Source organism: Streptomyces sp. NPDC058773 (assembly GCF_042746015.1).
In the GTDB taxonomy this organism is placed as follows: domain Bacteria; phylum Actinomycetota; class Actinomycetes; order Streptomycetales; family Streptomycetaceae; genus Streptomyces.
Genome location: NZ_JBHYPE010000024.1, coordinates 42,714 through 63,232 on the forward strand (window position 1 = coordinate 42,714; position 20,519 = coordinate 63,232).

15 protein-coding genes and 1 pseudogene are annotated in these 20,519 nt (G+C 71.7%); 3 read left to right on the plus strand and 13 right to left on the minus strand.

Features of this window, described 5'->3' with window-relative positions:
• Position 1: 1 nt before the first annotated feature.
• The gene (locus ACFW5B_RS21240; RefSeq protein ID WP_386441644.1) at positions 2-964 is read right to left on the minus strand and encodes a histone H1-like repetitive region-containing protein; all 963 of its coding nucleotides are present in this window, start codon (positions 962-964) and stop codon (positions 2-4) included.
• 403 nt (positions 965-1,367) lie between these two features.
• On the opposite strand from ACFW5B_RS21240, the gene ACFW5B_RS21245 reads away from it, so the two are divergent.
• Entirely contained in the window at positions 1,368-2,864 is a 1,497-nt protein-coding gene (locus tag ACFW5B_RS21245) for an alpha/beta hydrolase (protein ID WP_386441647.1), read from the plus strand.
• 22 nt (positions 2,865-2,886) lie between these two features.
• Here the strand turns inward: ACFW5B_RS21245 and ACFW5B_RS21250 are convergent, their stop codons facing one another.
• From ACFW5B_RS21250 to ACFW5B_RS21270, 5 genes are all read right to left on the minus strand, one after another.
• A complete protein-coding gene (locus ACFW5B_RS21250; RefSeq protein ID WP_386212401.1) occupies positions 2,887-3,114 on the minus strand; it encodes a DUF6458 family protein in 228 nt (75 codons plus the stop codon).
• Between the two features lie 120 nt (positions 3,115-3,234).
• Positions 3,235-4,221 carry a Ku protein gene (locus ACFW5B_RS21255; RefSeq protein ID WP_386441650.1) on the minus strand — a complete coding sequence of 329 codons (987 nt, stop codon included), beginning with the start codon at positions 4,219-4,221 and terminating at the stop codon, positions 3,235-3,237.
• A 165-nt stretch (positions 4,222-4,386) separates the two neighbouring features.
• Positions 4,387-5,778, minus strand: a complete 1,392-nt coding sequence (locus tag ACFW5B_RS21260; RefSeq protein WP_386441653.1) for a DUF2252 domain-containing protein — start codon at positions 5,776-5,778, stop codon at positions 4,387-4,389.
• Between the two features lie 17 nt (positions 5,779-5,795).
• Positions 5,796-6,194, minus strand: a complete 399-nt coding sequence (locus tag ACFW5B_RS21265; protein WP_386441656.1) for a hypothetical protein — start codon at positions 6,192-6,194, stop codon at positions 5,796-5,798.
• Positions 6,195-6,291: 97 nt separating this feature from the next.
• Positions 6,292-7,131, minus strand: a complete 840-nt coding sequence (locus tag ACFW5B_RS21270) for a hypothetical protein (protein ID WP_386441659.1) — start codon at positions 7,129-7,131, stop codon at positions 6,292-6,294.
• Positions 7,132-7,855: 724 nt separating this feature from the next.
• Between ACFW5B_RS21270 and ligD the strand changes: the two genes are divergently transcribed.
• A complete protein-coding gene (gene ligD / locus ACFW5B_RS21275; protein WP_386441803.1) occupies positions 7,856-8,785 on the plus strand; it encodes a non-homologous end-joining DNA ligase in 930 nt (309 codons plus the stop codon).
• Between the two features lie 42 nt (positions 8,786-8,827).
• Here ligD and ACFW5B_RS21280 read toward each other — a convergent pair whose 3' ends face one another.
• Positions 8,828-9,922: a cation diffusion facilitator family transporter gene (locus ACFW5B_RS21280; protein WP_386441662.1), complete on the minus strand. Its 1,095-nt coding sequence runs from the start codon at positions 9,920-9,922 to the stop codon at positions 8,828-8,830.
• A 214-nt stretch (positions 9,923-10,136) separates the two neighbouring features.
• On the opposite strand from ACFW5B_RS21280, the gene ACFW5B_RS21285 reads away from it, so the two are divergent.
• Entirely contained in the window at positions 10,137-10,796 is a 660-nt protein-coding gene (locus ACFW5B_RS21285; protein ID WP_386441665.1) for an endonuclease, read from the plus strand.
• 149 nt (positions 10,797-10,945) lie between these two features.
• Here ACFW5B_RS21285 and ACFW5B_RS21290 read toward each other — a convergent pair whose 3' ends face one another.
• From ACFW5B_RS21290 to ACFW5B_RS21315, 6 genes and pseudogenes are all read right to left on the minus strand, one after another.
• On the minus strand, positions 10,946-13,354 hold the full coding sequence (locus tag ACFW5B_RS21290) for a phosphoketolase (protein ID WP_386441668.1): 2,409 nt from the start codon (positions 13,352-13,354) through the stop codon (positions 10,946-10,948).
• Between the two features lie 159 nt (positions 13,355-13,513).
• On the minus strand, positions 13,514-13,723 hold the full coding sequence (locus ACFW5B_RS21295; RefSeq protein ID WP_386441671.1) for a hypothetical protein: 210 nt from the start codon (positions 13,721-13,723) through the stop codon (positions 13,514-13,516).
• A 129-nt stretch (positions 13,724-13,852) separates the two neighbouring features.
• Positions 13,853-14,047: pseudogene (locus ACFW5B_RS21300) on the minus strand (lipase); the annotation flags it as partial.
• A 160-nt stretch (positions 14,048-14,207) separates the two neighbouring features.
• A complete protein-coding gene (locus ACFW5B_RS21305) occupies positions 14,208-14,507 on the minus strand; it encodes a DUF6342 family protein (protein ID WP_386441674.1) in 300 nt (99 codons plus the stop codon).
• Between the two features lie 341 nt (positions 14,508-14,848).
• Positions 14,849-19,099 (minus strand): molybdopterin-dependent oxidoreductase, encoded by a 4,251-nt coding sequence (locus ACFW5B_RS21310; RefSeq protein ID WP_386441677.1) that lies wholly within the window; start codon positions 19,097-19,099, stop codon positions 14,849-14,851.
• A gap of 143 nt (positions 19,100-19,242) precedes the next feature.
• Positions 19,243-20,475: an NAD(P)/FAD-dependent oxidoreductase gene (locus ACFW5B_RS21315; RefSeq protein ID WP_386441680.1), complete on the minus strand. Its 1,233-nt coding sequence runs from the start codon at positions 20,473-20,475 to the stop codon at positions 19,243-19,245.
• Positions 20,476-20,519: the final 44 nt, after the last annotated feature.

A 20,519-nucleotide genomic window follows, 5' to 3' on the forward strand; every position in this document is an offset into this window, starting at 1 on the left:
GTTACCTCCGGCGCTCGGCGCGCGATGCTGTCTTCTTGGCGCTCTTCTTCGCGGGAGCCGCCTTCTTCTGCGCGGCAGTCTTCTTCGCAGGGGCCTTCTTGGCAGGAGCTTTCTTGGCGGCGGACTTGGCTGCCGTCTTCTTCGCCGCGGTCTTCTTCCCCGCTGTCTGCTTGGCCGTGGTCTTCTTCGCGGCGGTTTTCTTGGCCGCTGTCTTCTTCGCCGCGGTCTTCTTGGCCGGGGCTGCCTTTTTTGCGGGGGCTGCCTTCTTGGCCGTCTTCTGAGCCGTGGTCTTTTTCGCGGCGGTCTTCTTCGTCGCCGTTTCCTTCGCCGCGGTCTTCTTGGCGGGCGGGGCCTTCTTCGCTGTGGTCTTCTTCGCCGCCGTCCGGCCGGCGGCGGTCTTCTTCGCGGCGGTCTTCGCGGCGGACGGCCGCTGCCCACCACGCTTCTGCGCAGCGGCTCGTGGCGTACGCCGACGGGGCTCCTCCTCCGGCTCCTCTTCCTCTTCTTCTTCCTCCTCGGGCTCCTCCTCGCCCTCGCCCTCGTCCTCGTACTCCTCCTCCGGCTCCTCCTCTTCCTCCTCCGGCTCCTCCTCGTACTCGAATTCCCCTTCGTCTTCCTCGCCTTCCTCGCCTTCTTCTTCCTCCTCCGGGCCGAATTCGAGCGCGAGGGTACGGTCGTGGAGCGTGTCGGCGAGCGTCTCCAGACGACGGTTGGCGGCGGTCGTCAAGGCCTGCCGGCCGACGTCCAGCACCTCCCCGCGCAGCTGCTCACCCAGCTCCGCGACCTGGGGGATCTCGCTGAGCTTGCGTACCCCCTGGGCCACGAGCTGGCGTGGTTCAAGTCCGAATTGACGCCCGGCGATGTACGACGCCATCGTGAGCGCGAACCGGCCCTTCTTGGTCCGGCCCAGCACATAGCCGCCGGCCAGAGCGGCCGCCAGCAGGACCTTGGTTCCGTCATTCATGGGTGCGTCACCTTTTCCCGGATGTGCGACCGATGCGCCTGTGCAGGGGGCCGCCGTTCGGCGGCGGCGTTCTGCCCTATCTCCAGAGTGATCGGAGTCGTGTTCTCCGCATCTTGAGCGGACCGGAAAGTCCCCGGGGACACGCTGTGAAAGGGCCCGGCCCCGCTGTGTGGCCGGGTCATGGTGCCGTGACCGTCCGTTGCCGCCCGCGCGGCAGCCTCCACGGCGACGGCCCGCGGCGGCGCCCCACGGCCACGGCCACGGCAGGTGTGCGGGACCCGTGCAACGGCCCTACGCTCGGAATATGCCGGGAACACGCCGTGCACCGTCTCGTGTGGGAGTAGGGGGAGCGCAGCGTGTTCGCCGGCGCTCGGCAGCGCTGCGACGGTCGGCTCTGGCGGCCGTGGTGGCGCTGCTCTGCGCCCTCGTGGGAACTCCGGCCGCCGTGGCCGTCGATGACCCGGATCTGGCCTCGTTCTACCAGCAGACGCTGTCCTGGGAGCCCTGTGGCCAGGATCTGCAGAACGGCGCGCAGAGCCAGGGCACCACCCCGCCGCCCGGCTTCCGGGAGCGCCTGGAGTGCGCCCGGATGGAGGTGCCGCGGAACTACGCCCATCCCACCCGGAGCACCATGCAGGTCCAGCTGATCCGGCTGAAGGCGACCGGGCCCGGCAAGCGCCTCGGCTCGCTGGTGCTCAACCCGGGAGGGCCGGGTGCTTCCGGCGTCAACTACCTGATCGACAGCGGCAACGCCTTCGCCCGGCTCGGGCAGCGCTACGACATCGTCAGCTTCGATCCGCGCGGCACCGGCCACACCGAACCCATCTCCTGCGGCAGCAAACTCCCCGCGGGCGGTGACGAGAGCCTCGCCGCGAAGGAGAAGCGCATCAACGAGGCCTGCGGCCGCTACTCCGGAGGGCTCTTGCGCTGGGTCGGCACCCCCGATGTCGCCCGGGACATGGACGTCCTGCGCGCCGCGGTCCACGACGACAAGCTCAACTACCTGGGATTCTCGTACGGCACCAAGCTGGGCGCGGTCTACGCCCATGAGTTCCCCGGCAAGGTCGGCCGGATGGTCCTGGACAGCGTGGAGGACCCGACCAAGAACACCTGGCAGACCGCACTGGCCCAGGCCCGGGGCTTCCAGAGCGCGCTGGACGACTTCGCCGCCGACTGCGTCCAGGACACGGGCTGCCCGCTGGGCGCCGACAAGAGCCGGGCGCACGAGCAACTGCGCACCTGGTACCGGGAGTTGAGCGAACGACCGATGAAGGTGAAGGGGGAGACGGTGGATGAGACCACCTATGTGTACGCCTTGCGGGAGGCCCTCTACCGCAGAAGCGACTGGCCGGCGCTGCGCCAGGCACTGTTGCAGCTGCGGCGGGGCGACGCCTCCGGGATTCTCCGCCTGAGCGAGAGCGGTGGCGGCAGCGCAGCCCGCACGGTCCCGGCCCCGCCGGTGGGGCGGGACGAGCTACCGCCGCAGGACCAACTGGCCCTCCGGGCGATCTCCTGCCGGGACACCTCGGAACGTTACGGTGCCGACGACTACCCGCGCGCGCAGCGCGAACTCACCGACGCCTCCCCGCTCTTCGGCCCGGACATCGCCCCGCTCATGCTGGACTGCTACGGCTGGCCGGTGCCGGGCGACGACTCCTCCCGCAATGTGTCCGCGCCCGACGCCCCGCCCCTGCTGCTCGTCGCGACCAGCAACGATCCGGCGACCCCCTACGAGGGCGCGTTCAACATGGCCCGCGAGCTGGACAACTCCAGCGTCGTGCTGACCTATCACGGCGAGGGGCACGCGGCCTACACCACCGGAGATCCGTGTGTGCAGCGCCATGTCGACGACTTCCTGCTGAACGGCGATCTGCCGAAGGCCGGTACCTCCTGCGGCTGAACGAACACCGCGGCCCCTGGGCCTACTTGTAGTAACGGGCGTCCTCGACGTCGACGACCGGGGCGCCGGGGGAGGGCGGCTGGGTGCGCCGCCGCTTCAGAATGCTGACATAGGTGGCGAGGCCGATGATGCCGACGATCATCATGATGATGCCGACCAGGTCGACGTTGATTCCGGCCATGTGCCAGTCCACCGCGAAGGTGAGAATCGCCCCCACCGCGAGCAGACCGATGCATCCGCCGATACCCATGGCGTCAACCTCCATAACTGTACGGGCAGTAAGGCCTGTTGACGGTGCGCGTACCCCGAGGCGGGCGCCTTATGTACACGGCGGCGCGGGCCGGCGGCGGCCCGCGCCCCATGGGGAGGCTCAGCCGGCCCGCCGCCCGCCCCGGCCCGCGGTCTTCTTCGCCGCGGCAGGCTTCTTCGTGGCGGCCTTCTGAGCTGCGGTCTTCTTGGCGGCGGACGGTGTCGCGGTGGCCTTCGTGGCGGTGGCCTTCTTCGCGGTGCTCTTCCTCGCCGTGGTCTTCTTCGCCGTACGGCCGGAGCTGGGCTCGGCCTCCTCGTCCTCACCACGGGACCGCTTGGCCGCCCGGACGCTGTCCTGGAGGGCCGCCATCAGGTCCATCACCTGCCCGGCGGGCTGCTCCTCACCGGCCGGGAACTCCGGTTCGCGGTGCGCCAGCTTCGCCGCCACGATCTCCTCCAGCGCCTCGCGGTAGTGATCGTGCAGATCGTCCTCCGACAGCTCGCCGAAGGAGTCCATCAGGGCCTCGGCGGCCGATACCTCGTTGCGCGCCACCTCCGCCTGCCGCTCGGGCAGCACTCCGTCCATCGAACGGATCTGGTGCGGCCACAGCAGTACCTGCATGACCAGCGCGTCCTCCATCGGGCGGATCATGGCGAGCGTCTCCCGCCCGTGCAGCGCGATCTTGCCGAGCCCGACCCGCTGATGCCGCTCCATCGCCTCCCGCAGCAGTACGTAGGGCTTGGCCGCGGCGGGGCTGTCGATGCCGAGGTAGTAGCCCTTGCCCATCTGCAGCGGGTCGATGTCGCCACCGGCGACGAAGGCCAGGATGGTCAGCGTCTTCGCGGTGGGCAGCGGCAGCGCGTCCAGGTCCTCGTCGCTCAGCGGTACGACCGTGTCGCCGTCCCCGGGCTTGTAGCCCCGCCCGATCTCGTCCGGGAGGATCTCCACGTCCTCCAGCGAGCAGACGGGCTGATTGCGCACCCGCCCGCCGTCCGCGGTGTGGATCCGCACGAAGCTGACCGAAGCGGAGGTGTCCGTGGCGTTGTACGCGGCGACCGGGATCGTGACCAGGCCGAAGCTGATGGAGAACTTCGCCGTGGGGCGCATGGGGGCCGCCTTCGTCGGAGCCGTTCGGCACCATGCTAGGCGGGGCGGACGGGCCGCACACCCCGGGCGGAACCGGATGTGCCGATCGGGTGGCGGCGGCCGGGGACGCCCCTCGGAGCTGTGGACGCGCTCCGGAACGGCCGCTGCGGCGCCGTCCCGGCCGGATCAGCCCGGCCGGGCGGTGACCCGGCCCTCCCGGACCGCCTCGCCGAGAGCCGCGTGATCACGCTCGTTCTGGTCCGCGTAACGCTCCGCGAACCGCGCCAGCGCCTCGTCGAAGACCGTGCCCCGCCCGAGGTAGGCGGCGATCGCGATCCGGTCGCCGGACCGGGCGTGCGCACGGGCCAGCGTGGCCCCGCAGCGTACGGCGAACCGCCGCATGCCCACCGGCACCATCATGTCCGCCGGCATGATGCCCTTCCAGTCGCGCAACTGGCGCACGTAGAAGTCGCGTTGACGTCCATCGATCCCGGTGGCCCGCTCCCAGCCGAGGAAGATGTCACTGGCGGCCTGCATCAGCCGCTGACCGGACACCACGCGTTCGCCCTGGTTGGCCTGCACGGCCGATCCGGCGTACGCGGCGAGCACCGACTCGTCGGCCTCCTTGGCCTGCAGCAGCAGCGGATCGTCCGGGTCCTTGCCGAGCATCAGCACGATCCAGCAGCGGGTGCCGACGCTGCCGACGCCCACCACCTTGCGGGCCACGTCGACCACCCGGTACTGCTCCAGCAGCCGGCGGTGGTCCGACCGCAGACTGCCGGCATAGCCGTGGATCACGCCGCGGATCTGCTCCTCCAGCCGGCCCCGCTCGGCGTCCGGCAGCAGATCGTCCAGCGGCACGATCAGCGGGGGATCGGCGGCGATCCGGACCTCGCCGCCGCGCTTCCGGGTCAGCTTGCGGAACGCCTGCACGGTGTCGCGGGTACGGGCCTCCGCGACGATCTTGGACAGTCCGGCGCGGCCCCTGCTGCCCAGTTCCTGCGCCTCCTCGGCCTGCACATCGGCCATGTCGGCATGCGCGTACCAGACCTCCAGGGTCCGCATGTCCGCGTATTCGCGCATCCGCTCGCGGTAGGACGCGCAGGCGGCCCGGACGATGCCGGCCCGGACCTGCTCACCGAAGCCGTTGCCGCGGCCCGCGATGGCGAAGCTGGCCGCCAGCCGTTTGACGTCCCACTCCCAGGGGCCGGGCAGCGTCTCGTCGAAGTCGTTGATGTCGAACATCAGATGGCGCTCGGGGGAGGCCAGCAGCCGGAAGTTCAGCAGATGGGCGTCCCCGCACAGCTGGGTCCGCAGCCCGGTCGACGGCGTCGTCGCCAGGTCCGCCGCCATGATGGCGGCGGCACCCCGGTAGAAGCGGAACGGCGACTCCAGCATCCGCCCGTAGCGGATCGGCACCAACTCCGGTACCCGTACGGCAGATTGCCGCTCGATGATGTCGACGGGATCGGCGCGGCCGGCCGCGGGCCGGTAGTCCGCATGCGCGGAGCGGGGCACTTCGGAGCGAAGTGCCCTGCCCTGTTCCACGCGTTCCTGCGCGGTGGGTCCGGTGGCCATGACCGGTACCGCTCAGTTCACCGTGTGGCGGTGTGGCGGTGATTGTCCGTGCACAGTGCCCAGATGATGAAGACATCGATGGCGATCAGCACGATGGCCCAGAACGGGTAGTGGGGAATCCACAGGAAGTTCGCGAGCGCGCCCAGGCCGGCCAGGATCACACCGATGACCCGGGCCCACATCGCCCCGGTCGCGAGCAGTGCGACGCCCGCGAGGAGGATGATGATGCCCAGGATGAGATGGATCCAGCCCCAACCCGTGAGGTTGAAGGAGAACACGTAGTTCTGGGTGGTGACGAAGACATTGTCCTTGGCGATGGCGGAGATGCCTTCCAGGAAGGCCATCGCGCCACCGAAAATCATCAGGACCGCGGCGAACGCAGTCCATCCGCTGACGCTTTGCTTCTGAGTGGCCATGGGTCACTCCTCACTTGAGAAACCTGGCCGTCCTTACCGGACCCGCCGGTGACCATGCAGTGATTCCACGTTTACACAGGGACCGGTCAGCCGCATGTCAAGGGCGTTCGAAAGCCTGCAGCACACCGGCCACCGCGAAGCACAGGGCCCCCGTGAGCGTGCCCCAGTTGGCCACTCCGACATTGACCTCGCTGCCGGTCTCCGGACGGGTGAACGCGGCCACCGCGGACACCATGAAGAGCACCGACCCCAGCTGATTGACCGCGACGATCCACCAGCCGAGGCTGCGCCCGTGGAGGCACGGCCGGCCGTGGCAGATCTCGGCGATCGCCAGATGACCCGAGATCAGGAACAGCAGACAGCCGATCATGTCGGGCGCCCAGACCAGCCGGTTCAGCTGCTGGGCCGTGAGCCCCCGGAGAAAGGAGTCCAGCAGGTTCACGCCGAACACCAGCGTCCCCGCGAACAGCACGAACGTACTGAGCCAGTCGATCCGCCCCGGCTCGTAGCTCCACCACCGGAAGTGGTGCGTGGTCAGCGAACCGGCCGCGCTCTCCCGGCGCGGCGCGTTGATGGCCTGAACGAGTGAGGCATAGCCGCCCAGGGTGAAGCACACCCCACCGATGAAGTAGACCGTGGCGTTGGTGGTCGGGGAGTCCCCGCTGAACTGGGCGAGCGCCGCACCGAGGGCGAAGAGGGCCCCGCCGGCGGTGAAGGAGACCGCGGCCGCGGCGTTGAGCCGGCGCAGCCGGTCGAGTGCCGCGGCACCGGCCCGCCGTGCACTGCTCCCGGTGGCCCCCTCGGGCCGTACCGCGAGCGTCCCGCGCTTACGCGCCGCCCGCGACTCCCAGACGGCGGTGCCCCCTTCTTCGAGGCGCCAGGTCAGCCGGGAGATGAACGGTCCCGCACCCTCGGCACGCTCCTCGGAATTCCGCACCTGCCGAGCGTAGCGAGGTGCTGGGGAAATGCCGGTAAGGCGTCGTACGGCTCTCCGGCGGCGTAGCCCGGCCTGTGGCTCCTACGGGGCGGCACCGGCGCCGGGTGTGCTGGAGGACCTCGTGTCAGGCCCTCCCTGCGGCGCCCGGCGCCGGGAGCGGGTCGGGCGCGGGGCCGGGCTCCGGGCCGGGCGTGGGTGGTGCCGGGGTGGGGGGCACCGGGTCCGGCTCGGGACGTGGCGGCGACGGGGGCACCGGATCGGGGCCCGGTGCGGGGACCGGGCCGGGCCCCGGGCCTGGCGTGGGTCCTGGCGGCCCGGGGCCCGGACCCGGCGTGGGCGGGACCGGGTCCGGATGGGTGATGCCCGGTGGTCCTGGCTGCTGTCGCACCGTCATGAGCTCCTCACACGTCGCTCCTCCGCGGCCGGACATCCGGCGCCCGCGCCGCGCGGCCTACTGTTCTCCTTGCCGATCCCGCGCCGGCCATGCGGCCGGGACGGCCGCAGTCGGCGGGATACGTCCCCACTGTGCGGCGTCCCGGAACGCCCGGCGACACGGGGGCGAACGGACGCGGTGCCCGCACCACCCGGACGCGCGAGCGTACGGCGGCCCGGATCGGGTACCCCCGCCCGCATGAACGAGACAGCGACCGGCAGCGACGCGGAGACGGGCAGGGAGGCCGGCAGGGGCCCGGCCAGGGCCACGGACAAGGATGCGGATGCGGTCATGGGCACCGATGCGGCCACGGCTACCGACACGGTGCGTGCCGGCCGCCGCACGGTGGAGATCCACCGGCCGGACAAGGTCCTGTTCCCCGGCGACGGACTGACCAAGGCCGATGTCGTCGGCTACTACCGGCGGGTGGCCGCCTCGATGGTCCCGCAGCTCCGGGGCCGGCCGCTGATGCTGGAACGGCTTCCGGAAGGCCTCGGCGGCCCGCAGTTCATGCAGAAGGACACCCCCGCCCATTACCCCGACTGGCTCCGGCGGGCGGAGGTCGCCAAGGAGGGCGGCACCGTCACCCACACCGTCTGCGACGGCAAGGCGACCCTGCTGTTCCTCGCCGACCAGGCCGCTCTCACCTTCCACCGCTGGCTGTCGCGCGCCGGCCGGCCCGGCCACCCCGACCGGCTGGTGTTCGACCTCGACCCGCCCGGCCCGGCCTTCGAAGCCGTACGGGACGCCGCCCGGCGGCTCTGCGGGCTGCTTGACGAACTCGGTCTGCCGGCCGTCCTGATGACCACCGGATCCAAGGGCCTGCATGCCGTCGTGCCGCTGGACGGCAAGGCCGATTTCGACACGGTCCGCGGCTTCGCCCAGGACGCCGCCGAGGTGCTGGCGGAGCGTCACCCGGACCGGCTCACCACCGCCGTACGCAAGAAGTCCCGCGGCAACCGGCTCTACCTCGACGTGCAGCGCAACGCCTATGCCCAGACCGCTGTCGCCCCCTGGTCACTGCGCGCGAAACCGGGCGCCCCGGTTGCCGCGCCGATCAGCCGCGAGCAGCTGGACGATCCGCAACTCGACGCGCAGCGCTGGACGTTGAAGGATGTCGCGGGCGTGCTGGAACAGGCGGCCACCCGGCCGTGGTCCGGGGTGCCGGCCCGCGGACGGTCCCTGCGTACGGCACGGCGGCGGCTCGACGTGCTGCGGTGACCGGCGAAGTGGCCGGCTGAGGCACCCCTCCGCGCCGCCGCCTCACTCCCCGTCCTCCGGCCGCCGCCGCTCCTTCTCCGGCCGTACGCCGTCCGCGGTCACCGTCTCGTCGAGCTGCCGGCGCTCGCGGCGGGCCCGCTCGCGGTCTCCCGGGGAGGCTTCCGTGACGTCCAGGAAGACCTGGTCGGCGATCGGCCACTGCTGGCGGATGGCCGACTTCAGCCGCACCAGGACCTCCTCGACCTCCTCGCTGTCCAGCCCGCCGACCAGATCGGTCCGGGCCGCGACGAGCGTGGAGCGGGTGCCCAGCCGCATGGTCAGCAGCGTGGTCACCGTGTCGATCTCCGGCTGCCGGTCCAGGAACGCACGGATGGCCCGGCGCAGCTTCGGGTCGGCGGCCTCGCCGATGATCTGGCCGCGGGACTCCCGGGCGAGCTGAAAGGCGACGAACACCAGCAGCGCGCCGATGATCATGGATGCCCAGGCCTCCCACCGCACCTCGCCGGTGACCAGGTGAAGTCCCACACCGGCCATGGCGACCAGCACACCGAAACAGGCGGTGGAGTCCTCGGCCAGCACCGTCCGCAACGCCGGGTCGTCGGCCGCCCGGACCTCCTCCCTCATGCTGCGGCCGGCCCGCCGCGCGCGGCCGTGCACCTGGACCAGGGCGCGGACCAGCGAGGAGCCTTCGGCGAGCAGCGCGACGGCCAGCACGGCGAGGCCGACGAGATAGCCCGTACGGGTCTCCGAGTGGTGCGAGCGCAGGGCCTCGATGCCCTGGAAGAAGGAGAAACAGCCGCCCATGACGAAGATGCCGACGGCGGCGAGCAGGGACCAGAAGTACCGCTCCTTGCCGTAGCCGAAGGGGTGCCGGCTGTCGGGCGCGCGGGTGCTGCGTTTGAGGGAGGCGAGCAGGAAGAGTTCGTTGAGGCTGTCGGCGACCGAGTGCGCGGCCTCGGACAGCAGCGCGGGCGAGCCCGCGAACAGCCCGCCGGCCACCTTGGCCAGGGCGATCACCAGATTCGCGCCGAGGGCCACGAAAACGGTGACCGCGGTCCTGGCGTCCTCCGCGTCCGTTCCCTGGTGTACGGCCGTCCGGCCGGAGGAGTGCGGAGCGGTGTCAGCGTGCCGGGACAAGCGTGGCCTCCCGTCGTCGGTCGGACCGCCGTCGTGAGCGTAGCCGCCCGGACCTGACCGTGCATACGGGGCGAACCGTTGCGCCCCACGGAGCAGTGGCGGTTTCCCGTCGTGCGGCAAACGGGGAGGGTGACGGCGGACACCGGAAGGACGGAGGGCAGGGCGTGGGCAGTACTTGCCGTCACGATGCGAACCGCCGATACGGGGGTGCGCCATGAGTCCCCGCGGTGGGCAGCGGGCGCTGGCGCGTGCCCTGCTGGAGCGGCACGGTGAGACCTTCGCCGCGCAGAGCGGGATCCGGGTGGCGAACACACCGCAGCCGCTGTATCAGGTGCTGGTGCTGGCCGGGTTGCTCAGCGCCCGGATCCGTGCCTCCGTGGCGGTTTCGGCCGCGCGGGCGCTGTTCGACGCGGGGCTGCGCACGCCCCGGAAGATGGCGGCGGCGACCTGGCAGCAACGGGTCGACGCCCTGGGCGAGGGCGGCTACCGGCGCTACGACGAGCGCACCGCCACCCAGCTCGGTGACGGTGCCACGCTGCTGCTCGACTCGTACGGCGGTGATCTGCGGCGGATGCGGGACACGGCCGGCGGTGACCTGGGCGCGCTGCGCCGCGCACTGCGGGAGGTGCCGGGCCTGGGACCCGCTGGCTGCGACATCTTTCTGCGGGAGGTCCAGGGCGTATGGCCCGAACTCGCCCCGTATCTCGGCACCAAGGCCGTCCAGGGCGCCGAACGGCTCGGTCTGCCGGGCGACAGCGGGAAACTGGCGCGGCTGGTGGGGCCGGACGAGACCGCGGCGTTCGCCTCGGGGCTGGTGCGCGCGGCGCTGGACCGGTCGGTCGTGGATGACGTACAGGAGGCTGCGGGGGCTTGAAACGGTGCGGTGGGGGACAACGGTCGGTGGTCGGCAACCCTGGACCGGAGCCGGAGCCGGAGCCGGAGCCGGAGCCGGAGCCGGAGCCGGTAATGGGAACCGGAAACCGGCAACCAGCAGCCAAAGACCGGGAGTTGAACCGCCTCAGCTCACCCTTCCCAGGTCCAGTCGGCGACCTCCGGCAGGTCGGTGCCGTACTCGCGGATCCAGGCGTGGTGGCGGGTGCGGACGTCCGCCATCTGCTGCCGCAGGGCGACCGCGCGTACCCCGAGGCCGGGCACCCGGTCCACGACGTCCATCACCAGCCGGTACCGGTCGAGGTCGTTGCGGACGACCATGTCGAACGGCGTGGTCGTGGTGCCCTCCTCCTGATAGCCGCGGACATGCAGATTCCGGTGGCCGGCGCGGCGGTAGCAGAGCCGGTGGATCAGCCACGGATAGCCGTGGTAGGCGAAGATGACCGGCTTGTCGCGGGTGAACAGCGCGTCGTACTCGGCGTCCGGCATGCCGTGCGGATGTGCCTCCGACGGGAGCAGCCGGGCCATGTCGACGACATTGACCACCCGTACGGCCAGCTCCGGCAGATGCCGGCGCAGCAGACCGGCGGCGGCCAGCGTCTCCTGGGTGGGGACGTCCCCGGCGCAGGCCAGCACCACGTCGGGGGTGGCACAGCCCTCCTCGGTGCCGGCCCACTCCCAGGCACCGGCGCCGCGGGCGCAGTGCGTGCGGGCCTCGTCGAGGGTGAGCCAGTCGAAGCTTGGCTGTTTGCCCGCCACGATCACATTGACGTAGTCGCGGCTGCGCAGCGCATGGTCGGCCACGGAGAGCAGGGTGTTGGCGTCCGGCGGCAGATAGACCCGGACCACCTCCGGGCTCTTGTTGAGGATGTGGTCGACGAAGCCGGGGTCCTGGTGTGAGAAGCCGTTGTGGTCCTGCCGCCAGACGTGTGAGGTGAGCAGGTAGTTCAGCGAGGCGATGGGGCGCCGCCAGGGCAGCCGGCGCGCGGTCCGCAGCCATTTGATGTGCTGGTTGACCATCGAGTCGACGATGTGCGCGAACGCCTCGTAGCTGGAGAACAGCCCGTGCCGGCCGGTGAGGAGATAGCCCTCCAGCCATCCCTGGCACAGATGCTCGGAGAGCACCTCCATGACCCGGCCGTCGCGGGCGAGATGCTCGTCGGTGCCGAGCGTCTGCGCCTGCCAGGCCTTGCCGGTGGCGTCGTAGAGCGCCTCCAGGCGGTTGGACGCGGTCTCGTCGGGGCCCACGACACGGAAATCGCGGCGCTCCGCGGTGGCGGCCATGACCGCTTCCAGCAGCCCGCCCAGCACCCGGGTCGGCTCGTGCAGCACGCTGCCGCGCTTGCCGACCTCCACCGCATGACGCTCCAGCGGCGGCAGCGGCAGGTCCCGCACCAGCAGACCGCCGTTGGCGTGCGGTGAGGCACCGAGCCGGCGCGTGCCCTCGGGGACGCACGCCAGCACCTCGGGGCGCGGCCGGCCCCCGTCGTCGAACAGCTCCTCGGGCCGGTACGAGCGCAGCCAGTCCTCCAGCTGCCGCAGATGCCCGGGGTCGTCCCGTACGCCGGACAGCGGGACCTGGTGGGCGCGCCAGGTGCCCTCGACGGGCCGGCCGTCGACCTCGTGCGGGCCGGTCCAGCCCTTGGGGGTGCGCAGCACGATCACGGGCCAGCGGGGGCGCTCGGTGACGCCCTCGGTGCGGGCCCCGTGTTGGAGGGCGGCGATCCGGTCCAGTGCGTTGTCCATGGCGGCGGCCAGTTCCTGATGGACCGTCGCGGGATCGTCGCCGGTGACATGGATCGGGTCGTGGCCGTAGCCGCGCAGCAGCGCGTCCAGCTCTTCCCGGGGGATGCGGGAGAGCACCGTCGGATTGGCGATCTTGTAGCCGTTGAGGTGCAGCACGGGCAGCACCGCGCCGTCGTGCACCGGGTCCAGGAACTTCGTGGCGTGCCAGGACGCGGCCAGCGGCCCGGTCTCCGCCTCGCCGTCGCCCACCACACAGGCGACCAGCAGACCGGGGTTGTCGAACGCCGCGCCGTAGGCATGGGCGAGGGAGTAGCCCAGCTCGCCGCCCTCGTGGATCGAGCCCGGCGTCTCCGGCGCGACATGGCTGGGCACCCCGCCGGGGAACGAGAACTGCCGGAACAGCCGGGCCATGCCCGCGCCGTCCCGGCTGACATCGGGATAGGTCTCGGAGTAGGTGCCGTCCAGCCAGGAGTTGGCCACCACGGCGGGGCCGCCGTGTCCTGGCCCCCATACGCACAGGGCGTCCAGGTCGCGGGCCTTGATGACGCGGTTGAGGTGGGTGTGCACCAGGTTCAGGCCGGGGGAGGTGCCCCAGTGGCCCAGCAGCCGCGGCTTGATGTGCTCGGGGCGCAGCGGGGTCTCCAGCAGCGGGTTCGCCATCAGATAGATCTGCCCGACGGACAGATAATTGGCGGCCCGCCAGTGGGCGTCGAGCCGGTGCAGCTCGGCGGGATCGAGGGGGCCTGCCGTCGCCGGGTCCTTCGTCGTCCCGGCCGGGGGTTCCGCTTCGTGCATGCTCAGCTCCTCGTCAAGGTGGAGTGCATCGGGCGTGTCACGGGCGGCGGAGCGCAGGGCTGCAGCCCGGTCCGGGCCGGTTCCGGGGGGGCGGTGCACCCCGCGTCCGCGCCCGTCGCGGTGACACGCCCCGTGTCACCGCGACGGGGACCTGCCGGTTCAGTCCGGCGGCTCGGGCACCGGGGTGCCGCCGGGCTCCGGGGCGAGGGGCTCCGCCGGTTCCGGGCCCGGCCCCTCCGGGCCTGGCTCCTCCGGTTCCGCCGGGGCGGGGCCCGGGTCATGCGGCACCGGCCGCGGCTTCCTCGGCACGGGCCCGGGCCCCTCGGGCTCCGGTTCGGTGGTCAGGGCGTCTGTGGTCATCAGGGTCATGGTGCCCTCCTTCCTCCCCATCGTCCGTCCGATGCCTGCGGAAGGCAGGTTCACGAAAAGGGAAGGGAGGGGCGGCCGACAGCTTCGCGGGGACGTGGCTCAGGCGGCGAACGGGCCGCCGGGGTCCGCGGTGTCGCGCAGCGCGCGGGCGGTGAACGGGTCGAGCAGGGCGCTTCCGCTCAGGCCCAGGCTGATCAGCTCCACACCGTCGAGCGCGCCGGTGAGTGCGGGCCAGGTGGAGCCGGGGCCGGCGGCATCGGAGCCGTGGCTGACGCAACTGCCGTGGTGCAGCCAGCTCCTGCGGCCGCTGTCCGGACACGGCTCGTACCCAAGGGCAGCGGCAGTCCGTTCCTGTCGTGGGGGCGGTGGCAGGGTCTGCCACCGCCCCCACCGGCATCAGCCGGGCTTGAACGGCTGGATGTTGTTCAAGCCCCTCTGGAACCGGCCCACGCTGATGCCCAAGGAGAGTGGGCTGTCTTGCCTTCTAGTAGGACAGGTCTTTCTGATCCGTGATCAGGCGGCCGGCGATGTGCAGGTTGCCGTCGGAGTCGAGCACCGCGATGACCTTCTTCGTGGAGCCGTGGTGGGTCGTGAAGTAGATCTTGTCCGCCTCCTGCGAGGTGGAGTAGTTCGTGTTCACGGACAGCTCGATGCTCACCGGCGAGCTGATGAGCACGTCCTTCTTGGGTGAGGTCGGGTAGATCTGGTTCTGCCGCAGCTTGATGCGGCCGTGGGTGTCGCCCTCGTCCCAGTCCGTCGCGAGTCCAAGATCGATCTCGGGCATGTGGCTTCCCCTCCAGTTCAGGCGGACCGCTACTCCCCTCGCAGGTCTACAGCCGCGTCGCGCCATGTCTGCAGCCCGGCAAGGAGGCGCCCCGCTCCCCCAGTGAAAGAGCTTTCAGCCCGGGCGCGTTGCAACGCTTCCCGAGCCAGCTCGAGAATTTACACGGCCTGTTCACCCGATGGGGGTAAACGCCATGGATAGCCATCAAAAGTCCAAAAACATCGTCAGATGTCTAAATAATTGCGCACCAGGCGAGCCGGGGGGGCGGGGCTCCGGCCCGGTGACGCACGCACCCCCCCGGAGGCGATGGGGCCGGACCGGAGATCCAAGTGAAACGGCGTCTAGTACACATCGCGCACATAGCGCTTGTCCGCGGCGAGCTGTTTGACGTAACCGGCGGCCGTCTCCTCCGGCAGGCCGCCGTGTGCGACGGCGATGTCCCGCAGCGCCCGGTCGACGTCCTTGGCCATCCGGGACGCGTCACCGCACACATAGAAGTGCGCGCCATCCTGGAGCCAGGCCCACAGCTGGGCGCCGTGTTCGCGCATCCGGTCCTGGACGTAGACCTTGGCCCGCTGGTCCCGGGAGAACGCGGTGTCCAGCCGGGTGAGCAGCCCGTCGTGGTGCAGCCGGCCGAGGGCGTCCTCGTAGTAGAAGTCCGTGGCGCGCCGCTGTTCGCCGAAGAAGAGCCAGTTGCGGGCGCGGTGGCCGCGGGCGCGCCGCTCGTCCAGGAAGCCGAGGAAGGGCGCGACGCCGGTGCCGGGGCCCACCATCACCATCGGGGTGGCCGGGTCGGCCGGCGGACGGAAGTGGGCGGTGTGCTGGACGAAGACCGGCACCGGGCTGCCGGGCTCGGCATCGGCCAGAAAGGTGGAGGCCACGCCCTTGCGCGGGCGGCCCTGGCGGTTTTCGTAGCGGACCACGGAGACCGTCAGCCGGAGCAGTCCGGGATCGGTCAGCGGGCTCGACGAGATGGAGTACAGCCGGGGCTGCAGACGGGGGAGCAGCCCGGCCCACTCCGCCGCACCGGCCCGGACCGGGAATTCGGCGAGGACGTCGACGGCCTGCCGGCTCCAGGTCCACTGGGCCAGCTCACCCTTGTTGTCGGGCCGCAGCAGCTTCCTGAGGACCCGGTCACCGGTGCGATCGGCGACGAAACGGAGGAGCGCGGGGGTGACCTTGGCGATGTCCAGATGGCGGAGCAGGGCCTCGCCCAGCGGCACCGTGCCCGGACCGGTGAGGTCGACGGCGGCGGCGGGGTCGAGACCGGTGACGGCCAGCCACTCCGTGACCAGGTCCGGGCAGTTTTGCGGCAGCACCCCGAGCGCGTCGCCCACCTCGTACTCCAGCGGGGTGCCGTCGCCGTCCCGGGTGTCGAAGGTGAACTGCCGCACCTCCTTGGTGGCCCCGGCCCGGCTCAGCAGTTCATTGCCGACGAGACGGGCGGTGGCGGGCGCGGCCTTGGAGGGCCGGGAGGGCCGGGCGGCGCCGCCCGCGGCCCGCTCCGGTGCCGCGGGTGCCGGCGCCGGAGCCGCGACGGCCCCGGCGCCCGCCTCCCCGCCGGCGTCAGCCTCCGGAGCGGCGCCGTCCGGCTCCGGCCCGGCTTCCAGGGCCGTGAGCACCTGGTCGAGCCACTGTCCGGCCGGCTGCTCATAGTCCGGTTCGCAGTCCGCACGGGGCACCAGCCGCTCCGCGCCCAGCTCGGCGAGGCGGGCGTCGAGCCGGCGGCCGTGGCCGCAGAAGTCGTCGTAGGAGGAATCGCCCAGCGCCAGGACGGAGTAGCGCATCCCGTCCAGCCGCGGGGTGTCCGGCGCGTTGAGCGTCTCCCAGAAGCCGGTCCCGTTGTCGGGGGCGTCGCCGTCGCCGAAGGTGCTGGTGACGAGGAGCAGATCGGCGCCGCGCGGCAGGGCGGCCGGAGCGCTGTCGGCCATGCTGAGCAGCGTCGCGGTCCGTCCGCTGCCGGTCAGCCGGCGGGCCGCGTCGGCCGCGGCCTCCTCCGCGTTGCCGGTCTGCGAGGCCCACAGCACGATGACCGTGCGGGCCGCCGGCGCGTCGGCCGCCCCGGCCGGGGCCTGCGCCGGGTCCGCCGCGGTCGCCCGCCGGGGCGCCTGCGTACGCGAGAACATCCCGGCCAGTACGCCGTTGACCCACAGTGCGCTCTCCGGGCTGAACGGTGCGTGGGACGGCAGTACGGGAGTGCCGGTGGCGGGCCCGGAGCGCAGCCCGGTGAGGAAGCCGGAGAGATACCGCCGTTCGTGCTCGGCAAGCGCCGGCGGGGCGAAGTCGCCGAGCCCGAACATCCCGGCCAGCACCGCCGTCGCCCCGCCCGGGTCGCCGTCCCCGGGCTCCTCGCCCGTCACCCCGGCTGCCACCTCGCCCGGCGGCTGTGCGGACGCCGCCGCGACCCGGGCCAGCGACACCGCGCAGGCCTTGAACTCGGGCTGGAAGGAGACCGGGTCGACCGCGTCATGGGTCACCGCGTTGACGCTGAGGTACTCGCCGAACAGGTCGTTCCAGTGGAACGGCGCGAAGCAGTTGCCCGGCCGCACCCGGTCGGTCAACATGGCGGGCAGCACCGCCCGGCCGCGCCGCGAGGCGACCTCCACCGTGTCGCCGTCCGCCAGGCCCAGCGCGGCCGCGTCCTGCGGATGCAGCTCCACGAAGGGGCCGGGGTTCAGCTTGTTCAGCTTGCCGACCTTGCCGGTCTTGGTCAGGGTGTGCCACTGGTGGGGCAGCCGGCCGGTGTTCAGCACGTACGGGAAGTCGTCGTCGGGCAGCTCCGCGGCCGGGAGGTGCGGACGGGCGAAGAACGCGGCCCGGCCGGTCGCGGTGGGGAAGGACAGCCGGGGGCGGGTGCCGTCCGGCCGTTCGTCCAGGGTCTGGCTGACGCCGTCGTTGAGGTAGCGCACCGGGTTGCGGTCGGGCCCGTCGACGGCCGCGCTGGGCCACTGCACGGGGGTGTCCCGCAGCCGTTCATAGGTCACCCCGCGCAGGTCATAGCCGGTCTGCGGGTTCCAGGCGCGCTTGATCTCCTCGAATATCTCCTCCGCGCTCCGGTAGCTGAAGGCGTCCGCGTAGCCCATCTCGCAGGCGATCTCCGCGATGATCCGCCAGTCCGGCCAGGCCTCGCCCGGCGCGTCCGCGGCCTGCCGCACCAGCGTCAGATTGCGCTCCGAGTTGACCATCACGCCCTCGGACTCGGCCCACATGGCCGCGGGCAGCACGACATCGGCGTACGCATTGGTCTCGGTCTCCGCGAAGACGTCCTGGGCGACCACGAACTGCGCCGCCTCCAGCCCCTCGATGACCGTCCGGCGGTTGGCGACCGAGGCCACGGGGTTGGTGCAGATGACCCAGCAGGCCTTGATGTCGCCGTCGGCCATCCGCTGGAACATCTCGACGGTGCCCCGGCCGGGCCCGTCCGTCCGCAGCGTCCCCGGCTCCAGGCCCCACAGCTCCTCGACGAAGGCCCGGTCCTCGGCCACCAGCGTCGACCGCTGACCGGGCAGCCCCGGCCCCATGTAGCCCATCTCGCGGCCGCCCATCGCATTGGGCTGCCCGGTGAGCGAGAACGGGCCGCTGCCGGGCCGGCAGATCGCACCGGTCGCCAGATGCAGGTTGACCAGGGCATTGGTGTTCCAGGTGCCATGGGTGCTCTGGTTCAGGCCCATGGTCCAGCAACTCATCCAGTCATCCGCGGCGCCGATCCACTCGGCGGCCCGGCGCAGGTCCGCCTCCGGAATTCCGGTGAGCTCCGCGACCCGCGCGGGCGGATAGTCCTGGAGGAAGGCCGGCATGGCCTCCCAGCCCTCGGTGTGCTCGGCGATGAACTCCGTGTCCAGCCGGCCGTTCTCGGCCAGCAGATGCAGCAGACCGTTCAGCAGCGCCAGATCCGTGCCCGGTGCGATCTGCAGAAACAGATCGGCCTTGGCCGCGGTGGCGGTACGGCGGGGATCGACCACGATCAGCTTGGCGCCCGCCTTGACCCGTTCCATCATCCGCAGGAAGAGGATCGGGTGGCAGTCGGCCATGTTGGAGCCGATCACGAAGAAGACGTCGGCGTGCTCGAAGTCCTGGTAGGAGCCGGGCGGGCCGTCCGCGCCCAGCGACAGCTTGTAGCCGCTGCCCGCGCTCGCCATGCACAGCCGGGAGTTGGACTCGATGTGCCGGGTGCGCACAAAGCCCTTGGCGAGCTTGTTCGCCAAGTACTGGGCCTCCAGCGTCATCTGGCCGGACACGTACAGCGCCAGCGCGTCCGGGCCGTGCTCGTCGACGATCTCGCGCAGCCGCCCGGCGGTCTGCTTGACCGCCGCCGTCATCGCCTCGGCCACCGGCTCGTCACCGCGGTCCGCGCGCACCAGGGCGGACGACAGCCGCCCCGGCGCGGCGAGCAGCTCGGCGCTGGTCGCGCCCTTGGTGCACAGCCGTCCACCGTTCGCCGGGTGGGCCTTGTCCCCGGCCGCCTTGCGGACGGTCCGCCGCCCCTCCGGGTCCGTCGCGACATCCAGCACGATCCCGCACCCGACTCCGCAGTACGAGCACGCCGTCCGCACCTGCGTGAGGCGCTCTGCCAGCGGTTCCGGTGCGGTCACGGACGGTTCCCTTCGTGGTCGGAAGCTTGTTCCGACCCTACGAACGGCCCGTTAACCGGGTGTCACATCAAGCGATCACCAGTCGTTACGGCGGCCACACAGTCACCGGAGGCGCTCCGTGAGAACCGGGCGGCGGCCGCCGCTCAGGGCACCAGGGAGTCCAGCGGCACGGCCGGATCGGCCAGCCGCTCCGGGTCGACGGCCTGCCCGCTCCGCACCAGTGCCTTGATCGGCCCGGTGACGTCCCAGACGTTCACATTCATCCCGGCCAGCACCTGCCCCCCGGAGAGCCAGAAGGCGATGAACTCCCGGGCATCGGTGTCCCCGCGGAAGACGACCTGGTCATAGCCGTCCGGTTCGGCGTATCCGGTGTACTCCATGCCCAGGTCGTACTGGTCGGTGAAGAAGTACGGCAGCCGGTCGTAGCGGACGTCCTGGCCCAGCATCGCCCTGGCGGCGGTCTGCGGCTGGTGGAGGGCGTTGGCCCAGTGCTCGACGCGCAGCTGCCGGCGCAGGAGCGGGTGGTAGGCGTTGGCGACATCGCCGGCCGCGAAGATGTCCGGGTGGGAGGTGCACAGCCGCTCGTCCACCACGACACCGTTGTCGACCTTGAGCCCCGCCGCGGCGGCCGGCTCACTGTTCGGGGTGATCCCGACACCGACGATGACCGCGTCGGCCCCGATCAGGCTGCCGTCGGCCAGCCGCACGCCGTCCACCACGCCGTTCGTGCCGGTGAGCTCCGCGACCTGGACGCCACAGCGCAGCTCGACCCCGTGATCGGTGTGCAGGGTGGCGAAGATCCGGGCGGCCTCGGGCCCCAGGACCCGCAGCAGCGGCAGCGCCGCGGCCTCCAGCACGGTCACCTCGACCCCGGCGGCCCGCGCGGCGGCCGCGGTCTCCAGGCCGATCCAGCCCGCGCCGATCACCACGACCCGGGACCCGGACCGGAAGACCTCCCTGAGCCGGTCGCTGTCCGCCAGCCGCCGCAGGTAGTGGACCCCGTCGAGGTCCGCGCCGGGCACCGGCAGCGGGCGCGGGGTGGAGCCGGTGGCCAGCAGCAGCTTGGCGTAGCCGAGCCGGCTGCCGTCCGCGAGGGTCACCTCGTGGCCGGCCGGGTCGAGAGCGGTGACGGCCTGGCCCAGGCGCAGCTCGACCTCGTGCTCGTCGTACCACTCGGGCGGATGGACGAAGGCCGCCTCCCGCTCGGCGGTGCCCAGCAGATAGCCCTTGGACAGCGGCGGCCGCTCGTACGGCCGCTCGCGCTCGTCGCCCAGCAGCACGAGCGGGCCGTCGAAGCCCTCCTTGCGCAGCGTCTCCGCGGCCTTGGCGCCGGCCAGCCCCGCTCCCGCGATCAAGAATGCCGTGTTCCGGCCCATGTCCCGCTCAGCTCCTTCGGACGATCGGTTTCCCGTCATCCGTT

Bases quoted from the DNA above. Each gene is read 5' to 3' on its own strand.
- ligD (WP_386441803.1), top strand. From the start codon at position 7,856: ATGGGCACCGATGCGGCCACGGCTACCGACACGGTGCGTGCCGGCCGC.
- ACFW5B_RS21240 (WP_386441644.1), bottom strand. From the start codon at position 964: ATGAATGACGGAACCAAGGTCCTGCTGGCGGCCGCTCTGGCCGGCGGC.
- ACFW5B_RS21305 (WP_386441674.1), bottom strand. From the start codon at position 14,507: ATGCCCGAGATCGATCTTGGACTCGCGACGGACTGGGACGAGGGCGAC.
- ACFW5B_RS21250 (WP_386212401.1), bottom strand. From the start codon at position 3,114: ATGGGTATCGGCGGATGCATCGGTCTGCTCGCGGTGGGGGCGATTCTC.
- ACFW5B_RS21295 (WP_386441671.1), bottom strand. From the start codon at position 13,723: ATGACCCTGATGACCACAGACGCCCTGACCACCGAACCGGAGCCCGAG.
- ACFW5B_RS21315 (WP_386441680.1), bottom strand. From the start codon at position 20,475: ATGGGCCGGAACACGGCATTCTTGATCGCGGGAGCGGGGCTGGCCGGC.
- ACFW5B_RS21290 (WP_386441668.1), bottom strand. From the start codon at position 13,354: ATGCACGAAGCGGAACCCCCGGCCGGGACGACGAAGGACCCGGCGACG.
- ACFW5B_RS21285 (WP_386441665.1), top strand. From the start codon at position 10,137: ATGAGTCCCCGCGGTGGGCAGCGGGCGCTGGCGCGTGCCCTGCTGGAG.
- ACFW5B_RS21260 (WP_386441653.1), bottom strand. From the start codon at position 5,778: ATGGCCACCGGACCCACCGCGCAGGAACGCGTGGAACAGGGCAGGGCA.
- ACFW5B_RS21265 (WP_386441656.1), bottom strand. From the start codon at position 6,194: ATGGCCACTCAGAAGCAAAGCGTCAGCGGATGGACTGCGTTCGCCGCG.
- ACFW5B_RS21255 (WP_386441650.1), bottom strand. From the start codon at position 4,221: ATGCGCCCCACGGCGAAGTTCTCCATCAGCTTCGGCCTGGTCACGATC.